This is a genomic window from Trichococcus flocculiformis (genome assembly GCF_963662535.1).
In the GTDB taxonomy this organism is placed as follows: domain Bacteria; phylum Bacillota; class Bacilli; order Lactobacillales; family Aerococcaceae; genus Trichococcus; species Trichococcus flocculiformis.
The window spans coordinates 1,489,552-1,510,517 of the sequence record NZ_OY759718.1; the positions used below are offsets into that span (position 1 = coordinate 1,489,552).

The following is a 20,966-nucleotide window of genomic DNA, read 5'->3' on the forward strand; positions in this document are numbered from 1 at the left end:
AATTGAACAGGAAGAACCCTATTAGCAAGTTCCTTTGTAGATAGGGTTCTTCTTAAACAGAAATGGAGTGAAGAGGTAGATGTTTGCAACTTATGAAGAAGCGATGGAATGGATCCATACCCGCAAAGGCATGGGGCCTAAGCCCGGAATAGTCCGAATGAAATGGTTGATGGAAAAACTGGATCACCCGGAACGTAAATTCAGATCCATCCATATTGCCGGAACAAACGGAAAAGGATCGAATGTTGCTTACTTAAGAAGCCTGTTCATGGCGGCCGGCTATACGGTGGGCACCTTCACCTCGCCGCATATCGTCAGTTTCAATGAAAGGATCAGCGTGAATGGGGCGAATATCCCGGATGAAGACGTATTGGAGCAAGCGAACATCCTTTACGCACTCTATGAGGAAATCGGCCGCACGGATATGGGTCCACTGACGGAATTCGAAGTAGTGACAGCCATGATGTTTTCCTATTTTGGGACACATCCTTGTGATGTCGTATTGTTGGAAGTCGGTCTGGGCGGTTTGTACGACAGCACGAATGTTGCCGAGCCGGATTTTTCGCTCATCACGACGATAGGCAAAGACCACAGCAATATCCTCGGGGATACCATTGCGGAGATCGCCTACCAGAAAGCCGGAATAATCAAGCAAGGGACACCTGTCGTCATCGGAAGATTGCCTGAAGAGGCTTTTGCGGTGATGCGTGACACTGCGGAAAAAAAAGCTGCGCCCTTGCATGCATTCGGCCCGGATTTCAGTGTTTCCAATTGGCATGAGGGTTCCGATTATCATGAGGTCTTTGACTTTGCCTCTCAGTTGGGCGCTTTTGAAAAACTGGAAATAACCTTGATGGGTGGCCATCAAGTCGATAATGCAGCCACTGCGCTACAAACTTTCTTACTGTTCTGCAAAAAATACGCTTTGAGTTACTCGGAGACGACGATCAAATCCGGTTTGCTGGGGACAGCTTGGCCGGTCCGGATGGAGATCATTTCGCAAAAACCGTTCATCATGCTGGATGGTGCCCACAATATCCCGGCTATGGCAGTGCTGACTGAAGCGATCAAAAAGAAGTTTTCGGATAAAAATATCACCATCCTCTTGGCGGCTTTGGCGGATAAGGATCTGGAGGAAATGGGCCAGTTGATCAAATCAATTCCCGCGAGTAAGCTGCACGTGACCACTTTTGATTTCCCGAGGGCTGCATCAGTCAAAGAACTGTGCGAGCGGGTAGGTGTACCGGAAGCTGGAGCCTACGAAGATTGGCGATTTGCGATTGATGATCTGAAGGCGAAGCAAGCTGAAGCAGGTATGCTATTGATTACCGGTTCGCTGTATTTTCTTTCCGAAGTAAGACATTATTTATTAAAGGATAAGGAGTTTGGAGATGCGTAAAAAAGCAGTCATTTTTGATATGGATGGATTGATGTTCGATACGGAAACGTTGGGTTATCAGGCACAAGGCGAACTGGCTGAAGAGATGGCTTTGCCGATAGCGTTCGACTTCGATTATTATCTGAAACAAGTAGGGCGATCCGATAAAGATGTGATGCCTGAATTGGCTTCCGACTTTGGTGATGCGGAACTGGCGGAACGATTTTTGAAGAGAATGAAGGAGAGGCAGACGGGCATCGCCACTGAAAAGGGGCTTCCGATCAAAAAAGGCCTTTACGATCTGTTGGCCTTTCTGAAGGAGGAAGGCGTAATATGCGTCGTTGCTTCCAGCAGCCGGAGGAAAGAAGTCAGTTTCTACCTCGAATTGGCTGATATTTCACAGTATTTCCGCTACCAAGTGTGCGGGGATGAAGTATCCTTCGCCAAACCGAATCCGGAAATTTTCCTGAGCGCCTGGAAACCCCTTGGCATTCCGAAAGAGGACTGTCTGATCCTGGAAGATTCGCTTAATGGCATCCGTGCTGCCTACGATGCGGGCATTGAAGTGATCATGGTTCCGGATCTGATCGTTCCCGATGACGAAGCCAAAGCAAAAACAATTGCCATTTTGCCCGACCTGCATGCGGTCATGGATTGGCTGAAAGAGAAATAACCTGTTAGGCTCCTTCCTGCGTACCTATTGAGTAGACGGAAGGAAAGGGGTAAAACAGGATGGTGCAAGAAACAAATCTGCTGATGGAGGTTCCAAAAGCCTCGCGACCGCGCGAAAGATTGGATCAATTCGGAGAAAAAGCCTTGGCGACGCATGAATTATTGGCTATCGTTCTGCGGACAGGGCCCAGGGACAGCAACGTTATGCAGCTGGCGTTGCGGGTGCTGAATGAGTTCGAGGATCTGCATTCCTTGAAGATGGCCTCGCTTGAAGAATTGACTGCTATTCATGGAATCGGCCGAACCAAAGCGATCGAAATCAAGGCCTGTGTTGAATTGGGGGTGCGTGTAGCCAATGCCACGCAACTGAAGAGCGGAACGATCACATCGACGCAAAGCGCCGGGACGCTGCTGCAGAAAGAGATGCGCGATCTCCAGCAGGAGCACGTGGTGGCTGTCTATCTGAACACAAAGAACGAAATCATCAAGAAGAAGACGATCTTCATCGGCAGCCTGAACAGTTCGGTTGCGCATCCCCGTGAGATATTCCGGGAGGCGGTAAGGTTTGCGGCAGCGCGGATCATTCTTGCGCATAATCATCCTTCCGGTAATCCCGATCCCTCGGAAGCCGACCTGGTGTTTACCCGCAGGATGGTGGAGTGCGGAGAAATGATGGGGATCGAGATCCTTGATCATTTCATCATCGGGGTCGATGATTATCTCAGCCTGCGGGAATACGGTATCATATAGTAAAGGTTCCTAAACGATTTACGCAAGCTGAAATGAAAATTTGATGGCAAAAAACTTGCAATATCGGAAAACCTGATATATCATTATGTTAGTGTTTTTGTTTGGTAAAGAATAGATTGTCATGAACATTCCTATCGTACCAAAAGCAAGAATAACAATTTAAAGTGCTTTGCACGAGGAGGAATTTTTCATGGAAAAAGGAACAGTAAAATGGTTTAACGCAGAAAAAGGCTTCGGATTTATCGAACGCGAAAGCGGAGATGACGTATTCGTACATTTCTCAGCTATCTTAGGCGACGGATTCAAGTCATTGGAAGAAGGACAAGCCGTTTCATTCGAAATCGTTGAGGGAAATCGTGGAGCACAAGCTGCCAACGTTGAAAAAATCTAATTAATCTTAACTTAATCGATCAAAAGGCCCGGGACACTGTCTCGGGCCTTTTTAAATGCCGGATGCCTGATGTTCGTCCGGGAACTCCGATCCACCGGGATATTCCCTGTGAATGGTCCAAACGTATTGTGTCAATCTGGAGGGATAATCGGCAGCAGTATTACCGATCAACGTCATTCCTGTCAAATTGATTAATTCTTTCTTTTGTTTGTTACATTGATGTTTTTCTTGTTCCGGTTTGTGGTAAAATAGAAAAGAATTTGTTTGTGGGAGAGTTTGTAGTCAATCAGACGGAAGGATGAGAAGTACTTGGTAAGTTTGAATTTTAAAGGCAAAAACATCGGCATTGATTTAGGTACGGCCAATACGATCGTCTTCGTAGCCGGCAAGGGCATCGTATTCAGAGAACCTTCTGTCGTCGCAAAAAATATCCATACGGGGGAGATTCTCTCCGTTGGAGAAGAAGCATTCCAGATGCTTGGAAGGACACCCGGCACCATTGTGGCATCCCGCCCAATGAAAGAAGGGGTCATTGCGGATTATGATACAACTGTCGCGATGATGAAATATTTCATCAAAAAAGCGACGGGTAATGCATTCATCAAACCATACGTGATGGTCTGCGTACCGAGTGGTGTTACAGAAGTGGAAAAACGGGCAGTTCTTGATGCTACCCGGACAGCCGGAGCGAAAGAAGCCTTCATCATAGAAGAGCCCTTCGCTGCTGCTGTGGGTGCTGGGCTTCCGGTGCATGCGCCTACAGGCAATATGGTGGTGGACATCGGAGGCGGTACGACGGATGTCGCGACGATTTCGCTTGGCGGAATTGTTACGAGCCGTTCCAGTACAGCCGGTGGCGATCGGATGGATGAGGCAATCATTCAGTTCATCCGCAAAAAGTACGGTCTGCTGATAGGCGAGCGGACTGCCGAAAACATCAAAATAACGATCGGTTGTGCCGATATTGAAAAGGCAGCTTCCTATGGCTCCATGGAAATAAGAGGCCGGGATATGGTCAACGGCCTGCCCAAGACTTTGGAAATCCACGCCGAGGATATTGCGGTTGCGATCCATGATGTGGTCGAGAACATCATCCTTTCCGTAAGAGAAGTGCTGGAAGAGACGCCTCCCGAAATATCTGCTGATGTCATTGACCATGGTATCGTTTTGACGGGTGGTGGCGCTTTGTTGAAAAACATCGCTGAAGTCATTTCAGCAGAAGCGGAAGTTCCTGTATTTATCGCCAACGATCCATTGGACTGCGTCTCCATCGGGACCGGTGAAACCTTGAAGAACATTAACGTTTACAAGCGTAAAAATTTAAGGCAGTAAGTATAATGAATGTAATTGAAAGTGATGTACGAAATGAGGTGTCAATGTGAATCAGTTTTTTAACAATAAAAAATTGATTATCCTATTGATCAGTGTGATTACCTTTATCAGCTTGATAGCATACTCTCTTACCAACAACAGAGAAGATACATCGATACCGCAACAAGTAGGGAACGATGTAACAGGCTCCATTGCGAGAATATTTTCTAAGCCAGCGGAAGTAGTGGCGAATTTTGTTGATTCAGTCGATAACCTGATGAATACGTATGAAGAAAACCAATCTTTAAAAAGTAAAATTGATACCGTTTATGAGCTGCAAGTGAAAGTCTATAATTTGGAGCAAGAAAACGCAAGGATGCAGGAAGAACTTGAATTGAAAACTACTTTGTCAGAGTATGAACAGATCAATGCTTCTGTGGTATCCCGCAATCCCGACAGTTGGCTGAACCAAATCGTCATCGATAAAGGATCCCAGGACGGGGTGGAGGTCGATATGTCGGTGATGGCGGGGAACGGTCTGATCGGCCGTGTATCCGAAGTCAATTCGACCAGTGCGAAAGTCCTGCTTTTGACCACATCCAACGATACAACCAACCGTGTATCAGCTGAAATCCAAACGGAATCTGGACCTGTACATGGTATTGTCAATGGTTATGATGAGAATACGAAGAAGCTTTCCATGTCCCAGATTGCCCCTGATGCAGTGATCAATCCGGGCGATAGCGTGATTACATCAGGATTAGGCGGTGTTTCTCCAAGCGCTCTGTTGATCGGGAGCGTCAAAGAAGTATCGATGGACAGTTACGGTTTATTTAAGCAAGTCACAATCGAGCCCGCCGGTGAGGTTTACAATATTCGCTTCGTGACGGTCATCAAACGGCTGAGCGGAAGTGGTGAGTGATGGTGCAAAACAGATCTTTGCATCACACTTATTTCATCCCTGTGGTGCTCTACGTGCTTTTGATTTTGGATGGCTTTTTGATCAATGCCTTTCCGGGCCAGTTTGTCAGCGAAGAGTATATTCTCGTGCCGCATTTGGCGTTGTTCGGATTCGTGCTTTTTTCCTACTATTTCCCTAAACAGCCGATGCAGTTGTACGCAGTTCTTTTCGGACTGTTGTTCGACAGTTATTATAGCGGCATTCTGGGTGTTTACGCAGTCGCTTTTGCCGTAATCGTTTACTTTGTGAAGAAGATGCAGAGATTTCTGGCGGAAAATGTTTTTGTAGTGGCGTTGTTGTTTATTGTTGCGATCGTCATGGTGGATTCATTCGTTTTTGGCTTCTACAGTTTGATGGATATCACGCAACTTGACTTCAGTGCATTTGCTTCAGAGCGATTAGGGCCGACTATTGTGTTGAATATTGTATTGTTCATTGTGATTTATTACCCACTGTTCAAATTGGTGGGCTGGATGTACGATTGAACCTGATGAGAAAATAATGAGATATTTTTTAATGAAATGCTTGCATTTGACGAAAGCTGTGGTATTATTGTCTTAAATTCTAAATGCAATGAAGAGAAAAAGTAACTTTTGACTATTTCCAGAGAGTTTGCGGCCGGTGTAAGCAAACAATAGAAATAAGTGAAATCACATCTCTGAGCAAGGATACCGAAAAGACAGCTTCCGCTTTCTCAGTAGGTTGACTCGGTTGTGCCCGTTACAGCACTGACGTTTCAAACGGAACGTTATGAGGCGGTTTCTGTGAAGAGCCCGCAAAAAAAGGTGGAACCACGACTTCAATCGTCCTTTAACTTTCAACAGGAAGTTAAAGGGCTTTTTTTATTGGAAACGGCGTGATGGGGGACACCACAAAAATAAGGCAGTAAAAAGTACACATATATGGAGGAGAAGGATATGAAAAAATTAGCATTATTGTTGTTGGCATCTACAAGTTTATTGGCTGCATGCGGTGGAGGTGCCGCTGAGGAGTCTTCTGCAACTGGATCGGAAGTTTCAGAAATCAAAGAAACACTGGTGATGGGACTGGACGATACATTTGCACCGATGGGCTTTAAAAATGAAAGTGGCGAAATCGTCGGTTTCGATGTCGAGTTGGCGAAAGAGGTTGCGGAACGCTTGGATGTGGAAATCACTTTCCAACCGATCGATTGGGCAATGAAGGAAACCGAATTGGCTTCCGGTAACATCGACATGATCTGGAATGGCTATACCATAACGGAAGAACGCAAAGAGAAAGTCTTGTTCTCAGAACCGTATTTGAGCAACAGCCAAATTATTGTCACAATGGCGGATAGTGATATCGAAACAAAAGCTGATTTGGCCGGAAAAGTCGTTGCGACACAACAAGGATCTGCGGCATTCGATGCTATCATTGCCGACGAAACGGGAATTGCTGCTGAGTTTGATGGGGGCACGCCGATTTTGTATCCTACCTTCAACGACGTGTTCAATGACCTGGAAAGCGGCCGCAGTGATGCAATCGTCGTTGACGAAGTGTTGGGCCGATACACTATGAAACTAAAAGGCGAGGAAAAGTTCGCTGTTCTTACCGATAATTTTGGCGATGAAGAATATGGTGTGGGTCTCCGCAAAGAAGATGTCGCGTTGAAAGAAGCAATCGATGCAACGATGAATGATATGCGTGGAGATGGAACCTACGATGAAATCTACGCAAAATGGTTCGCTGAATAATAAAACTTCTTGTTGAGGGGGAAAGTCGTATGTTGGATAAGCTTAAAAAAGCCGCACTGGTCGGATCAGGGTTATTGGTGTTGGCTGGATGCAGCAGTGAGTCGGCTGATGACGCTTCTGTCAACTCTGAAGCCGTTGGTGCAGAAACGTTGGTTGTTGGTTTGGATGATACTTTTGCTCCGATGGGATTCCGTGATGAAAATAATGAAATCGTCGGCTTCGATGTCGACTTGGCCAAGGCGGTCGGTGAACGGATCGGAGCTGAAATTGTTTTTCAGCCGATCGATTGGGCAATGAAGGAAACCGAATTGGATTCCGGCAACATCGACATGATCTGGAATGGCTATGCCATCACACCGGAACGGGCTGAAAAAGTCCTCTTGAGCGAACCGTACATCGTGGATGCGCAATCCATCATCGTTTTGAAGGACAGCGCAATCGAAACAAAAGCGGACTTGGAAGGGAAGTTGGTTTCGACGCAGCAATCTTCCAGTTCAGTGGACAAGATTATGGAAGATGAGTCAGGGATATTTGGAAAGTTGGGCGGGGATCTGGTGCTCTATCCTTCCAATAATAATGCCTTCAGCGACTTGGAATCAGGACGTGTGGATGCCATCGTCGTCGGTGAAGTCTACGGTCGTTACTACATGAAGCAATCCGGTAAAGACATCTACCGTGTTCTCGAGGATAACTTCGGGGAAGACGAAATGGCGGTTGCCTTCAAAAAGGATAATAAGGAACTGCAGGAGCGCGTCGATGCAGCCTTGGCCGAAATGAAGGAAGACGGGACTTTCGATGAAATTTATGACAAATGGTTCTATAGTGAATAACGAAAATAAAGGGTAAGAAAGAGGTTTAAGAAATGGACTTGATACAGACGATACTGCCATCATTGCTTGACGGCTTGAAGATGACGCTCACGTTGTTCTTCATCATAGGGTTATCCAGCATTCCGTTAGGTTTTCTGGTCGCCGTCATCCGGGTTTACGGACCGAAGTGGCTGGGTTTTCTGATCCAGATATATGTATTCATCATGAGGGGCACACCCTTACTTTTGCAATTGATGTTTGTTTTCTTCGGTTTGCCGCTGATAGGCATCACGTTGGATCGTTTTACGGCAGCCATTCTGGCATATATAATCAACTACGCTGCCTATTACGCGGAAATCTTCCGTGGAGGTATCACTGCTGTACCGAAAGGACAGTTCGAGGCCATTTCGGTGTTGGGTATCGGTAAAATCAGAGGATTTTTCAAAATCATCATTCCGCAGGTCACTAAAATTGTGTTGCCGTCTGTCGGGAATGAAGTGATTGCGCTAGTGAAAGATACATCTTTGGTTTATGTCATCGGTCTCGGGGAATTATTGCGCGCAGGACAGATTGCTGCCAATACGTATGCCTCGTTAGTGCCTTTCCTGGCAGTCGGAATCGTCTATTTATCGATTACGGCTGTCATTACGGTGCTGCTGAATAAACTTGAATCCAAAGGAAACTTTTAGGGGGGAGCGGCAATCATGTTATTAAATGCGATGAATTTAACAAAGTCTTATCATGACATAACCGTAATCGATGATTTTTCATTCCATATCGATTCCAGTGAAATCGTTGTGTTGGTGGGTCGTTCCGGAACCGGTAAGACCACTTTGATGCGCTTGCTCAACAATCTGGAGAAAGCTGACCAGGGAACCATTTCGATTGAGGATGCCTTGTTGTGCAAGCAAGGTTTGAAGGGTGCAGAATATGTGGACCGCAAAAAAAGGCGTCTTTACCAAAATAAAATCGGCATGGTGTTTCAAGACTATGCTCTGTTCCCGAACCTTTCGGTGTTGGAAAATCTTCTGGAGGCGCCGCTTGCCCAAAAATTGGGTACCCGCGAAGAACTGGCGGCGAAAGCAGCCGGATTACTGGAGCAAATGGGATTGGAAGACAAACTGGAAGCAAAGCCGTCAACTTTGTCCGGAGGCCAGAAGCAAAGGGTCGCAATCGCCCGGGCGATGATGCTGAATCCGCGCGTGCTTTGTTTTGACGAACCGACTTCTGCGCTCGATCGCGAATCTTCCGACAGCATCGGTAAGCTGATACAGGAAATTGCAGCAGGAGGAACCGGTATCCTGATCGTTACGCACGATACCGAGTTCGGGCAACAATACGGCACACGGATCGTATCCTCAAGCGAATTCGTCAAGAACCGCGGATAAGATGAAAAAATGAAATAATGCGCTCTTTTCAGGTCTAAACAGCTTGCTTTTTTTATGTAAGTATCTGTATAATTACCTTTGGTCAAAAATAATGAATGCCTGAGAGCATTCCTTTTAAGGGGAGACACATTATGGAAAAAAGTAAAAAACGCGTGCTGAATGCCGCAATAGTAGGGTCAGGAACGGACGATTTGACGAATATGTTCCTGTCTCTTTCTTTGGCTTCGATCATTGCGGATTTGGCTATCACTAAGGCGCAGGCCGGACTGATCTCAACGATCACGAATATCGGGATGTTGGCAGGGGGACTGTTGTTCGGATATCTTGCGGACCGTTACGGCAGTTTAAAACTGTTCAAAATAACGTTGTTGTTGTTTTCTGTTGCGACGGCAGCCATGTTTTTCGCTGAAGACCTTTCGACGATCTATGCGCTTCGATTCATTGCCGGGATCGGAACAGGTGGGGAGTATGGCATCGCAATCAGTCTGATCGCTCGTGTCACGCCAGTTCATAAAATGGGCCGGATGTCTTCCTTGAATGCAGTAGCCGGAATGGTAGGGAACATCAGCGCGGCTTTTCTTGCCAGCCTGATTTTGCCTCGTTTTGGATGGAACGCCTTATTCCTTTTAGGCTTGCTTCCGCTCTTGATTGTGCTGTGGGTGCATCTGACCGTTTCGGAGAAGGACTTGGTTGAGACGGAGAATGCCAAGTCGGAAAAAAACGGTGAAATCCCGGAATCGAAGCCGTCCTTCAAAGAGTTGTTCAACTCGCCGGCATTAGCAAGACAAACGTTATCACTGATGTTCATGGCTGTGGTTCAGATTGGCTGTTATTTCGGATTGATGAACTGGTTGCCACAAATCATGCAGACAAGTTTGGGTTTGTCGGTTTCAAATTCTTCTTTATGGATGATTTCGACGATCATCGGTATGTCGATCGGGATGTTGTTCTTCGGCAGAATTCTGGATGCTGTTGGTCCGAGGATCGCATACAGTATTTTCTTGCTGGCTTCAGCATCTGCAGTTTTCCTTTTCGTGATGGCTAAAAGCAGTATCGCGATGTTGGTGGGCGGTGCGATAGTAGGATTTTTTGTGAACGGGATGTTCGCTGGTTACGGCGCTATCGTTAGTCGCCTTTATCCGAGGCATATCCATTCCATGGCGAATAATCTCATCATCAATGTTGGACGCGCAGTCGGCGGATTCTCTTCGCTCATCATCGGTCTGCTGATGGATTATTCCAGTGTCACAACAGTCATGGTTTTCTTATCCGTTTGTTACCTCTCCAGCTTTTTGGTGATGCTGAGCATCGAGGGGTTGCGCAAAGATGTATATGCAAAAGCCGGTCTTCAGAAAGTGTGATATGTTTGAAAATGGGGAAACAGGGCATCTGCCCTGTTTTTTTTTGAATTAGATTGACACAGGCATTTATTTTTGGTAGACTATTAATGTTGTAAATGTGCGCACCACAGCTACAACCGCACGGATAGGAGTCATGAGACCTGCAAGGGCACTCCGTTTGGCGAGTCTAAGTAAAATAAGGAGGTGCAGAGAATATGTACGCAATTATCAAAACTGGTGGTAAACAATTAAAAGTTGAAGTTGGTCAAGCGATCTACATTGAAAAATTAGATGCTGAAGCTGGTGATAAAGTAACTTTTGATGAAATCGTATTTGTAGGCGGAGAAGAAACTAAAATTGGCGCTCCATTCGTAACAGGTGCTTCTGTAGAAGGCACTGTTGAAAAACAGGGCAAAGAAAAGAAAGTCACTACTTTCAAATACAAGAGAAGAAAAGATACACACCGTAAGCAAGGTCATCGTCAACCTTATACAAAAGTAATCATTGACGCAATCAACGCATAAGAGTGTGAATAACCATGATTGAAGTGAAATTTAAAGAAGATGACCATGGCAACCTGCTTTCTTTCGAGATTACGGGACACGCCGGGTATGGGGTAGAAGGCGAAGATATCATCTGTGCTGCTGTTTCTGTACTGGCCATCGAAACTGTGAATAGCGTTGAACGTTTAGCCGGCTATCAGATGCTTGTTGATGAAGCGGATGAAGAAGGCGGGTATCTCTATGCGGAAATACTTTCCGAAAGGGAAGCGGAACAGCAATACATTACGCAGATTTTACTGAAGCATCTATTCTACTCGTTGGAGGATGTCGCTCAGACATATCCAGATTATGTGACCATAAACATGCAATAAATACTGTACTACTTAATAAGGAGGTGCAAACCACATGTTGAAATTGAATCTACAATTGTTCGCCCACAAAAAAGGGGGCGGATCTACTACCAACGGACGTGAGTCCCAATCCAAACGTTTAGGCGCTAAACGTGCAGACGGACAAACAGTAACTGGCGGATCAATTTTGTACCGTCAACGCGGAACAAAAATCCATCCAGGTACTAACGTCGGTATCGGTGGAGATGACACTCTATTTGCAAAAGTTGACGGTGTCGTTCGTTTCGAACGTTTAGGCCGTGACAAAAAACAAGTTTCTGTATACCCTACAGCTAAATAATACTTGTACTTTTGCCGATCAACCAATTACATACACACAAAAAACCTTGCGGGGGCAAATGATCAATCACTTCCTTCGCAGGTTTTTTTGTATTTTAGATAAAGACAAAAAGTAAGGGACGGTGAACGACTTGAAAGCAACAAATGTTGAGAGTCTTTTCGGATTGATGGATGAAGCCATCAAATTACTTCAAACGGAAGCTGAGCTTTCTTATATAGAGGCGTTATCCGAAACGCTGGAAAATCTATCCTTTGAAGGGAAAGCGCAACAGGTGGAGGGCTTACCCTCAAATAGGGCAATCGAACGTTTGAACAGCCTCTACAAAAAAATGAATTTGAAAGCATTGGACAAAGAAATCATCCGCAAGAGCATCCAGTTGACTTTCATCAAAGCGACGAAGGAAGACAAACTCCAGATGAATCATCAAATGACACCGGACACGATTGCCTATCTGATCGCATATTTTATCGGAGAAATAAAAAAAGATAAAACAGAAAAACTGCATGTTTCTGATTTGGCTGCAGGAACAGGAAATCTTCTGAATATCGTCGTGGCGCATTTGACCAGCAGGGGAAATGAAGTGACTGCAGAAGCAGTTGACAATGATGATCTGTTGATCAGTGTTGCGGCCAACAGCGGAGCCTTGCTGGGATTTTCGGAAAAAATCCATTACACCCACTCGGACAGCCTGCAGGAACTGTTGATTGCGCCTTCGGATATCATGGTATCGGATTTCCCTGTCGGATATTATCCGGTTAATGAACGCGCCAAGAACTTCAAAACGGCTTTTTCGGAAGGAAATTCTTTTGCCCATTTCCTAATGTTTGAACAAAATGTGAACTATTTGAAAGAATCCGGTTGGGGGATTTTTATCGTTCCTTCTGACATTTTTGAAACAGATAAAAGTTCTGTATTAATGGGGTGGTTGAAGGAAACCGTTCATATACAGGCATTTTTAAGCCTTCCGGCAGATCTGTTCCATAAAAATGGAATGAAAAAATCAATCATTATTGTTCAAAAAATTGGTGAAAAATCGATTCAAGCCGAACAAGTGCTTTTGGGGGAAATTCCAGATCTTAAAAACGCACAAAAGATGCAATCTTTCCTGGATATTTTCCACAATTGGAGCGCAAAGATGATATAATATTTATTAGAGATATAAGAAAAATCAGTCAATTTAAAGGAGAGAAAAAAATGTCAAAAATCATCGCTATCAATGCTGGTAGCTCAAGCTTGAAATTTACATTATATGCTATGCCTGAGAAGGACGTTCTGGCGAACGGAATTATCGAAAGAATCGGTTTGAACGATTCCGTCTTCACAATCAAACATGGAGAAGGCCAAAAATTCCAGGTAACGGAGGACATTGCGGACCATGAAATCGCAGTGCAAAAGTTGCTGGATCAATTGTTAGCATTAAACATCATTTCAAGCTACGATGAGATCACGGGCGTCGGCCACCGCGTCGTTGCCGGCGGAGAAATCTTTAAAGATTCCGCTCTTGTGGATGACCTTGTTTTGGAACAAATCGAGGAATTGGGCGAATTGGCGCCGCTGCACAACCCAGCAAACGCTACCGGAATCCGCGCATTCAAAAAACTGTTGCCTGAAATCACAAGTGTGGCCGTATTCGACACTTCTTTCCACACAACAATGCCGAAAGTTAATTACCTTTACAGCATCCCGATGGAATACTATGAAAAATATGCTGCCAGAAAATACGGCGCACACGGAACAAGCCACAAATACGTAGCTGAACGCGCTGCCGAAATGTTGGGCAGACCGATCGAAGAATTGAAGATCGTAACATGCCACATCGGTAACGGCGGATCGATCACTGCTGTCGAAGGCGGAAAATCAATCGACACTTCCATGGGCTTCACGCCATTGGCAGGCATCACGATGGGAACTCGTTCAGGGGACATCGATGCATCTTTGATCGCGTATTTGATGGGCAAACTGGGCATCACGGATATCAATGAATTTGTTGACATCCTGAACAAAAAATCAGGTCTGTTGGGACTTTCCGGCGTATCAAGCGATATGCGCGATGTTGAAACAGCAGCAGAAAACGGAAATGAAAATGCTCAAATCGCATTGGATATCTTCCATAACCGCATCATCAAATACATCGGACAATATGTTGCGATCATGAATGGTGTGGACGCGATCGTCTTCACTGCCGGCGTCGGTGAAAATTCTGCTCCTACCCGCAAAATCATCATTGATGGTATTTCATGGTTCGGTTGTGAAATCGACGATGAAAAGAACAATGTCCGGGGTGTTGAAAGAATCATTTCTACTGATGATTCAAAAGTGAAAGCATTATTGATTCCTACAGATGAAGAATTAATGATTGCTCGCGATGTCGTTCGTTTCAGCGAAAAATAATCATTTGAAATAAAAAATCCGTTATGCCGATGTTTCGGCATAACGGATTTTTTCATGCCATCAAATTTGATGGCTAGCTTCACGGGTTAGCCCTTCGGAAAAAAGAATAAGGAACCTCTTGTCTCTGCGAGCCAAGACATACTGTTCGACTTGTCATGGTTCTTGCCATCTTTGATGGCTTAGAAACATGATACAACTGACCGGTACGGTCACGTTGATTCCTTTGTTTCGGAAGTCTCTCAGCAATTGCGCTCTTCGATGCTCAGTTGCATGGGACTCTTAGGGATTCATCCCTTAGAGCCCCAGTACAAGGTGACCGTAGGGAACGTTGCGTGGACAGATTTCCTAAATTGTCATGACTCTTGCGATTTCAATCGCTTATTCCTGTCATCAGGCCATCCAACTGGTCTCGCAGTGAGGCCCTCTGTTGTCGCACTGTGACATCAGAGTACTTGACCGATTAGGTCACAGTGTTTCCTTAATCAGGGCTGAACGAACCCGTTCAGCTTTTCTTAGTTTTGGGTTTGTTCTCGAGGTCAGTCCGGACTACCAACACATCGCAAGGTGCGTTGCGGATGACATACTCGGATACTGAGCCTATGAAAAGTCTCTCGATGGCATTAAGACCAGTCGCTCCAATCATAATTAGATCCACGCCGTATTCGGCAGGCAAATCTTTTGCGATGATCGCTTTTGGAGAACCATATTCGATGACTGTTTGAACATCTGTAATGCCTTCATTCGTAGCATAGATTTTGTATTCTTCCATTAACGTTTTGGATTGACGGACAATCTCATCTGTAAAGCTACCCTCGAAACCTGTAGGGGTCTGGATGGCTCTTGTGTCGATAATATGAGTGATGATGATGGCTGCTTTATTCCGTTTGGCTACTTCCACTGCCTTACGGAAAGATAATTCTGATTCTCTGGATCCGTCAACCGGTATCAAAATCTTCTTATACTCTTGAAACATATTAACCACTCCTCTAAACTAGTATCGCTTACAAGTTTATTTTACTTCACTTTCCTTAAAAATGAAAGCGTATGCGATTTTTTTCGGTAATTTATTGATCAGTGGCTTTGATCTTTCATCATGCCAGCCAAGCGGATGCTGAAGAGTGCTGTATACCCTGAGGAGATCAGCACGGCAAATACATAAAGCAGGGTACTCCTGAAGAAAATCGTCAGGAGGCAGAGAAATCCGACCAACATGTACAGAGCTCCGCCATTACGGAAAAAGAGCCAGATCTGCTGGCGTTGTTGTTCCGTGATCCGGTCCGGAGCCAATACGAAAACAGTGGGGCCTTTCAACGTCATGAAAAGGCCGGTCGAAACCAGCAGTAATGAAAAAAGGGCAATCAACAATTCTAACAATATGCATCCTCCTTAAAGGAATTGTGGGATAAGAGCTCAAGTAGTACTTTTATGTGCTTTTAAATCTGCAAAAAAAGCTGCTCAATGAGCAGCTCCAAAAGTATAAAACTTTATTAGAAATCCGATGGTGCCGGTGAGTATATTCTACTAGTTTTGAACCCGCATATAAGCAGGTGGGCTCCAATATCCAGTCTCTAACTACCAAATGATAAGGCGTGTTATCCACCGAAATAAACAGGATCCCAAGGTAGTAATAAATTGTTCGGTCAACACATTGAGAATATGTCGAACACCTCAGAAATCTATATACGTATAGTAGCATACTAATCAATTGTTGGCAAGCAAAACACATGGAACTGAGTCCGGAAACATAATGGCGACAATGGGTTAAACGCTACCAACAAATCATCAAGAATCTTTGTTGAAGCGGTGCTGCAATTGGTTGGCCAAGGCTTGCTCATATTTGCCCGTTGCAGCCGGCTCGTAGTAGCGTCTACTCTTCAGCGAGTCTGGTAAATACTGTTGTTTGACCCAGTGGTCCGGGAAATCGTGCGGATATTGATAACCGATGCCGCGGCCTAACTTATTTGCCCCGCTATAATGGGCATCACGCAAGCTATCCGGTATGTCGCCGGACTTTCCGGCGCGCACATCCGCCAGTGCGCTATCCAAGGCAAGATAAGCCGAATTGGATTTCGGGGAAAGGGCCAGATCGACGACGGCATTTGCCAGGGGAATCCGAGCTTCCGGCAAACCTAACTTTTCTGCAGCCTGAACGGCCAAAACGGTCCGAGCCACAGCTTGAGGATTGCCTAGGCCGATATCTTCGTAGGCGCAGACCATCAGTCGTCTGCAGGCGATCAGCAATTCGCCGGCTTCCAGCAGCCTGGCAAGATAATGCATGGCTGCATCGACATCACTGCCACGGATCGATTTTTGGAATGCCGAGATGACATCATAATGGGCATCGCCATTCTTATCGTGAACCAGGGCTTTCTTTTGGATGCACTCCTCAGCGATGTCCAAGGTGATATGGATCGTTCCGTCCGCATCAGGTTTAGTGGATAAGGCAGCCAACTCCAAAGCATTCAGCGAACCGCGGACGTCTCCCATCGTACTCCTGGCGAAATGGAGCAAGGCGTCTTCCTCGATCAGGATCTTTTCTTTTCCCAATCCGCGCTTTTCATCCGCAATGGCACGTTCCAGTGCCTGTATGACGTCTTGAGTAGTAAGGGGCTTCAATTCAAAAATTTGGGTCCGGCTCCGGATAGCAGGACTGATGCTGATATATGGGTTTTCGGTGGTGGCGCCGATCAGAATGACCTGGCCGCTTTCAAGGTGCGGCAAGAGAAAATCCTGCTTGGGTTTATCCAACCGATGCACCTCATCCAACAAGAGGATGACCTGGCCGGAAAATTTGGCTTCTTCCACGACGATCTGCAAGTCTTTTTTTGTGTCGGTTGCGGCGTTCAACTGACGGAAAGCCGAATGGGTCGATCCGGCGATGGCGCTCGCAATGCTGGTTTTACCGATTCCCGGTGGGCCATACAATATCATGGAAGAAAGCATCTTCGCATCGACCATGCGACGGATGATTTTATTTTCGCCGACCAGATGACTTTGACCGATGACTTCGTCAATGTGGACGGGACGCATACGGTATGCTAAAGGTTGTTTCATGATTCTCCGCTCCTTTTTCTCTACCCATTATATGCCATCTGATAAAAAAGAACAAACATTCGCCCGATTGTTTTTTGAAGAATTCTGAAAATTGATTGAAAAGAAAGACAGGCAACATCTTTACTATTTACAAGCAGAAAAGCTATAATGAATACATTGAAAATTGGAAGCAGAAAGTGAGCGTACATAATGACGGATTTCAAAGAGATTATTCTAACACACAAATTATCGGCATTATTTTCGAAAGCCTCTTTTGGAATCGAAAAAGAAAGCCAAAGGATAACGGACGAAGGCACAATCGCCAAAACTAATCATCCGACAATATTCGGGAATCGCAGTTTCCATCCGTACATACAGACTGATTTCGCGGAGAGTCAACCGGAATTGATCACTCCACCGATGCAATCGATCGAAGAAATGCATGAATGGCTGATGGCTATCCATGACGTTGTTCTGCGGTCTTTACCCGAAGGTGAATACCTGTTGCCTTGCAGTATACCACCTGCTATGCCGGCAAGTGAAGAAATTAAGGTAGCCAAATTGGACAATGAGAGTGATATCGCTTATCGGGAATATCTAGTATCAGTGTACGGAAACAAGAAGCAGATGGTCAGTGGCATTCATTTCAATTTCGAATTGAATCCTGTACTTATCAAAGAGCTTCATCAGCTTTCTGGTTCCGTCAGGACGCTTAGGGAGTTCCAATCGGATGTATACTTGAAGATGGCTCATAATTTTATTCGTTACCAATGGATCATGACCTACCTTCTGGGCGGATCGATATCAGCTGACCGTTCGTACTTTGAAAAAGAATCACAGCATGATCTGCCGTTGGATCAGTATACAAGAAGTATCCGCAGCAGCAAGTACGGATATGTCAATAAAGCGGACGTGCATGTTTCTTTTGAATCGATTGATGCCTATGTGCAGGATATCGAAAAAATGGTGACAACCGGTAAGCTTATTGCCGAAAAAGAATTTTATTCCACTGTCCGTTTCAGGGGGGCCAACAAAGCGCGTGATTTGCTGACGAACGGAATCGCCTATCTCGAATTCAGGCTGTTCGATCTGAACCCATTTGCTGAGTTTGGCATGCATAAAGAGGATATGTACTTCATCCATTATTTCTTGCTCTATTTGTTGTGGATCGATCAGGATGCCAGTGAGGCAGAGATGCAGCTCGGTAAAGAAATGAATTACAGCACTGCTTTGGAGAATCCTTTGCAGCCATCCGCATTCCAAGCGGAAGGACAATCCGTCCTGGAAGGTATGCTGCAGATGCTGGAAGCGATCGATGCAGAAGAGAAAATCAGCGCAATCGTCAAAGAAAAAATCGAAGCATTCCAAAATCCGGAGAAAACAGTGGCGGGCCAGATGGTCAAGGCATTGGAAGCGGGAGAGGACAAAACGGCTTGGGCCGCTTCCTTGGCCAAGAAGTACAAAGAGGCTGCCTGGAAACGTCCATATGCTTTGAGGGGATTTGAGGACATGGAACTCTCCACGCAAATCCTGATGTTCGATGCCATCCAAAAAGGTTTGAAAATCAACATGCTTGACCGTTATGACCAATTCATCTCGCTGACTTACAAGGACCATCGCGAATACGTGAAGAATGGCAATATGACGGCAAAGGACAGCTATATCGGTCCGCTCATTATGGAAAACAAAGTCGTCACCAAAAAAATATTGGCGGAGAACGGATTCGCGGTGCCGGACAGCGGCGAGTATCATTCTGCGGCAGCAGCTCTCCGTGATTATTCCATCTTTGCCGGGAAAGGCATCGTCGTCAAACCAAAGACCACGAACTACGGGTTAGGGATTTCCATTTTCAAGGACGGCGCAACATTTGAAAACTACGAGAAAGCGGTTCGCATCGCATTTGAAGAGGATGAAGATATATTGGTTGAGGATTTCTTGTCCGGAACCGAATACCGATTCTTTGTCATCGGTAATGAAACAAAAGCTGTCTTATTGCGTGTACCCGCCAATGTGGTAGGCGATGGCAGACACACGATCCGTCAATTGGTTGAGGAGAAGAATAAAGACAGTCTCCGTGGGAAAAATCACCGGTCTCCATTGGAGCTGATAGCGACCGGTGAGCTCGAAAAATTGACGATCCAAGGACAAGGCTATACCTTTGACAGTATCCCACCTGAAGGCACGATGGTCCGTCTGCGGGATAATTCAAACATCAGCACCGGCGGCGATTCGATTGATTTTACGGATCAGATGGATGACAGCTACAAGCAATTGGCTGTACAGATGGCAGCTGCACTGGGCGTTGCAGTCTGTGGAGTGGATATCATCATCCCGGACCATTCAGTCCCAGCCACGAAAGTGGAACCAAACTACGGGGTGATCGAAGCGAACTTCAACCCAGCCATGCTGATCCACATTTATCCTTACCAAGGGAAGAGCCGACGTTTGACGATGGAAATCCTGCGGCTGTTGTTCCCGGAAATGCAGCTGGAGCAAGTGTGAAGAGTAGGGGGAGCCTCATGAAAAAATCATTTCTGAGAATTGCCGGCCATACTACAATTGCCGTCATCATGCTGTACGGATACCTGATTACGAAGGCATTCAGCAATTGGGGGCAACTGTTGTCGTTTGATCCGATTCTCATTCCCATGTTGTTGGTCGGCCTTTTCTTATCCATCCATGTGCATATTTTTCTTCATGAAGCGGGACATTTTATCTTCGGAAAACTGAGTGGCTACCGGCTGGTCAGTTTTCAAGTCAGGCGATTTAAGTACAGTCAAGCGGATCACAGCCTGCATCATATGCAGACTGCCTCGCCTTTACTGGCGGGCCAATGCTTGATGGCGCCACCCAAAGGGGACTATGCGGAATTGCCATATCGCAGCTATCTGCTGGGGGGCATCATGGCAAATGCATTGACGGGGACAGTCTTGTACAGCTCGGCTTTTTTGATGGAACTGAAACTAGGCTTTCTGTTCGTTTTGTTCAGTTTTGTACCCATCTGGATGGCTTTCGCGAACCTGCTGCCGAAAGGGCAGAATGATGGAGCCGTACTGAGGGAAGTAAGTCAATCGTTGCTCGCGCGCAAGCTCCTGTTCCAACAATTGGAAATGGCACAGCTTATCGAAGGCAAAGTCCCGTTTGCGGACCTGCCGGATACCTATTTCGAAAGTATAAATGATGCTCAGTATCAAAAAACTTTCCTGATCGACTACTTCTTCATGGTCGCGTATGCCCGCGCTCTTGATGGCCTGGAATTTGAAGAAGCCAATTCATTGTTGCAGGCTTTTTCAGCCAACCGTCCAGTAGAAGAGTCGGTCTATTGGCCCGTTTATATGTTGGAATCTTTGTTTTGTGATGTGCTGTTCGGTCGGCTCGCTGATGCAGAGGAAAAATACATTCAAATACAAGCCCAGCCATTGTTGAAAAGGCATTGGTTCGGGAACCGCAGAATAAGGGCGTCCTATGCATTTTTTTGCCTTGTCGATGTTGAAGCAACAAAAAAATTACTTGAACAGGAGCAAGCAGCTGCCATGGATCCCACTCCGGAAACGGATGCCAACATCGAACTGCGCCTGTACCGTTGGCTGAAGAGTTATTTTGAAAACTAGAAAGACAAGTGAAAGAAAGAAGG

The 20,966-nt window shown here is 45.7% G+C and carries 22 protein-coding genes, 1 other RNA gene and 2 other annotated features; of the genes, 19 read left to right on the forward strand and 4 right to left on the reverse strand.

Features of this window, described 5'->3' with window-relative positions:
• The first annotated feature begins 79 nt into the window (after positions 1 to 79).
• The 17 genes from ACKPCD_RS07195 to ACKPCD_RS07275 all read left to right on the forward strand — a co-directional run bounded on the left by ACKPCD_RS07195 (position 80) and on the right by ACKPCD_RS07275 (position 14,299).
• On the forward strand, positions 80 to 1,399 hold the full coding sequence (locus ACKPCD_RS07195; RefSeq protein WP_068560097.1) for a bifunctional folylpolyglutamate synthase/dihydrofolate synthase: 1,320 nt from the start codon (positions 80 to 82) through the stop codon (positions 1,397 to 1,399).
• Positions 1,392 to 2,051 (forward strand): HAD family hydrolase, encoded by a 660-nt coding sequence (locus ACKPCD_RS07200; RefSeq protein ID WP_321434494.1) that lies wholly within the window; start codon positions 1,392 to 1,394, stop codon positions 2,049 to 2,051. Before ACKPCD_RS07195 ends, ACKPCD_RS07200 begins: the two co-directional genes overlap by 8 nt.
• 59 nt (positions 2,052 to 2,110) lie before the next feature.
• On the forward strand, positions 2,111 to 2,800 hold the full coding sequence (gene radC / locus ACKPCD_RS07205) for a RadC family protein (protein WP_068560104.1): 690 nt from the start codon (positions 2,111 to 2,113) through the stop codon (positions 2,798 to 2,800).
• A 190-nt stretch (positions 2,801 to 2,990) separates the two neighbouring features.
• On the forward strand, positions 2,991 to 3,191 hold the full coding sequence (locus tag ACKPCD_RS07210; RefSeq protein ID WP_068560106.1) for a cold-shock protein: 201 nt from the start codon (positions 2,991 to 2,993) through the stop codon (positions 3,189 to 3,191).
• Between the two features lie 318 nt (positions 3,192 to 3,509).
• Positions 3,510 to 4,523: a rod shape-determining protein gene (locus tag ACKPCD_RS07215; RefSeq protein WP_321434548.1), complete on the forward strand. Its 1,014-nt coding sequence runs from the start codon at positions 3,510 to 3,512 to the stop codon at positions 4,521 to 4,523.
• A 46-nt stretch (positions 4,524 to 4,569) separates the two neighbouring features.
• Positions 4,570 to 5,424: a rod shape-determining protein MreC gene (gene mreC, locus ACKPCD_RS07220; protein WP_321434495.1), complete on the forward strand. Its 855-nt coding sequence runs from the start codon at positions 4,570 to 4,572 to the stop codon at positions 5,422 to 5,424.
• Positions 5,424 to 5,948, forward strand: coding sequence for a rod shape-determining protein MreD (gene mreD, locus ACKPCD_RS07225; protein WP_321434496.1), 525 nt, complete (start codon positions 5,424 to 5,426; stop codon positions 5,946 to 5,948). The genes mreC and mreD overlap by 1 nt, the downstream gene beginning before the upstream one ends.
• Positions 5,949 to 6,027: 79 nt before the next feature.
• Positions 6,028 to 6,277: a binding site (T-box leader), on the forward strand.
• Positions 6,278 to 6,380: 103 nt separating this feature from the next.
• Positions 6,381 to 7,178, forward strand: coding sequence for an amino acid ABC transporter substrate-binding protein (locus tag ACKPCD_RS07230; protein WP_321434497.1), 798 nt, complete (start codon positions 6,381 to 6,383; stop codon positions 7,176 to 7,178).
• Between the two features lie 29 nt (positions 7,179 to 7,207).
• A complete protein-coding gene (locus ACKPCD_RS07235; protein WP_321434498.1) occupies positions 7,208 to 8,008 on the forward strand; it encodes an amino acid ABC transporter substrate-binding protein in 801 nt (266 codons plus the stop codon).
• Positions 8,009 to 8,040: 32 nt separating this feature from the next.
• Positions 8,041 to 8,676, forward strand: coding sequence for an amino acid ABC transporter permease (locus ACKPCD_RS07240; RefSeq protein ID WP_068560120.1), 636 nt, complete (start codon positions 8,041 to 8,043; stop codon positions 8,674 to 8,676).
• 15 nt (positions 8,677 to 8,691) lie between these two features.
• Entirely contained in the window at positions 8,692 to 9,375 is a 684-nt protein-coding gene (locus ACKPCD_RS07245; RefSeq protein WP_321434499.1) for an amino acid ABC transporter ATP-binding protein, read from the forward strand.
• A 131-nt stretch (positions 9,376 to 9,506) separates the two neighbouring features.
• Complete coding sequence (locus ACKPCD_RS07250) at positions 9,507 to 10,736, forward strand: MFS transporter (protein WP_321434500.1); 1,230 nt, start codon at positions 9,507 to 9,509, stop codon at positions 10,734 to 10,736.
• Positions 10,737 to 10,840: 104 nt separating this feature from the next.
• Positions 10,841 to 10,914 (forward strand) — a sequence feature (ribosomal protein L21 leader region).
• A gap of 16 nt (positions 10,915 to 10,930) precedes the next feature.
• Positions 10,931 to 11,239, forward strand: coding sequence for a 50S ribosomal protein L21 (rplU, locus tag ACKPCD_RS07255; RefSeq protein ID WP_086941781.1), 309 nt, complete (start codon positions 10,931 to 10,933; stop codon positions 11,237 to 11,239).
• 14 nt (positions 11,240 to 11,253) lie between these two features.
• On the forward strand, positions 11,254 to 11,589 hold the full coding sequence (locus ACKPCD_RS07260) for a ribosomal-processing cysteine protease Prp (protein ID WP_276640971.1): 336 nt from the start codon (positions 11,254 to 11,256) through the stop codon (positions 11,587 to 11,589).
• A gap of 34 nt (positions 11,590 to 11,623) precedes the next feature.
• Positions 11,624 to 11,908 carry a 50S ribosomal protein L27 gene (gene rpmA / locus ACKPCD_RS07265; protein ID WP_068560128.1) on the forward strand — a complete coding sequence of 95 codons (285 nt, stop codon included), beginning with the start codon at positions 11,624 to 11,626 and terminating at the stop codon, positions 11,906 to 11,908.
• Positions 11,909 to 12,038: 130 nt separating this feature from the next.
• A complete protein-coding gene (locus tag ACKPCD_RS07270) occupies positions 12,039 to 13,052 on the forward strand; it encodes a class I SAM-dependent methyltransferase (RefSeq protein WP_321434501.1) in 1,014 nt (337 codons plus the stop codon).
• A gap of 50 nt (positions 13,053 to 13,102) precedes the next feature.
• Positions 13,103 to 14,299, forward strand: coding sequence for an acetate/propionate family kinase (locus ACKPCD_RS07275; protein ID WP_321434502.1), 1,197 nt, complete (start codon positions 13,103 to 13,105; stop codon positions 14,297 to 14,299).
• A 502-nt stretch (positions 14,300 to 14,801) separates the two neighbouring features.
• Here ACKPCD_RS07275 and ACKPCD_RS07280 read toward each other — a convergent pair.
• The 4 genes from ACKPCD_RS07280 to ACKPCD_RS07295 all read right to left on the reverse strand — a co-directional run bounded on the left by ACKPCD_RS07280 (position 14,802) and on the right by ACKPCD_RS07295 (position 17,353).
• The gene (locus ACKPCD_RS07280) at positions 14,802 to 15,272 is read right to left on the reverse strand and encodes a universal stress protein (RefSeq protein ID WP_276645720.1); all 471 of its coding nucleotides are present in this window, start codon (positions 15,270 to 15,272) and stop codon (positions 14,802 to 14,804) included.
• A gap of 98 nt (positions 15,273 to 15,370) precedes the next feature.
• Positions 15,371 to 15,673 carry a hypothetical protein gene (locus ACKPCD_RS07285; RefSeq protein WP_321434503.1) on the reverse strand — a complete coding sequence of 101 codons (303 nt, stop codon included), beginning with the start codon at positions 15,671 to 15,673 and terminating at the stop codon, positions 15,371 to 15,373.
• 114 nt (positions 15,674 to 15,787) lie between these two features.
• Positions 15,788 to 15,977: non-coding RNA, 6S RNA (gene ssrS, locus ACKPCD_RS07290), on the reverse strand.
• A 104-nt stretch (positions 15,978 to 16,081) separates the two neighbouring features.
• Positions 16,082 to 17,353 carry a replication-associated recombination protein A gene (locus tag ACKPCD_RS07295; RefSeq protein WP_068560137.1) on the reverse strand — a complete coding sequence of 424 codons (1,272 nt, stop codon included), beginning with the start codon at positions 17,351 to 17,353 and terminating at the stop codon, positions 16,082 to 16,084.
• Between the two features lie 189 nt (positions 17,354 to 17,542).
• Here ACKPCD_RS07295 and gshAB point away from each other — a divergent pair, with 189 nt between their 5' ends.
• Positions 17,543 to 19,834: a bifunctional glutamate--cysteine ligase GshA/glutathione synthetase GshB gene (gene gshAB / locus ACKPCD_RS07300; RefSeq protein WP_321434504.1), complete on the forward strand. Its 2,292-nt coding sequence runs from the start codon at positions 17,543 to 17,545 to the stop codon at positions 19,832 to 19,834.
• Between the two features lie 17 nt (positions 19,835 to 19,851).
• On the forward strand, positions 19,852 to 20,943 hold the full coding sequence (locus ACKPCD_RS07305; RefSeq protein WP_321434505.1) for a zinc metalloprotease: 1,092 nt from the start codon (positions 19,852 to 19,854) through the stop codon (positions 20,941 to 20,943).
• The last annotated feature ends 23 nt before the right edge of the window (positions 20,944 to 20,966 follow it).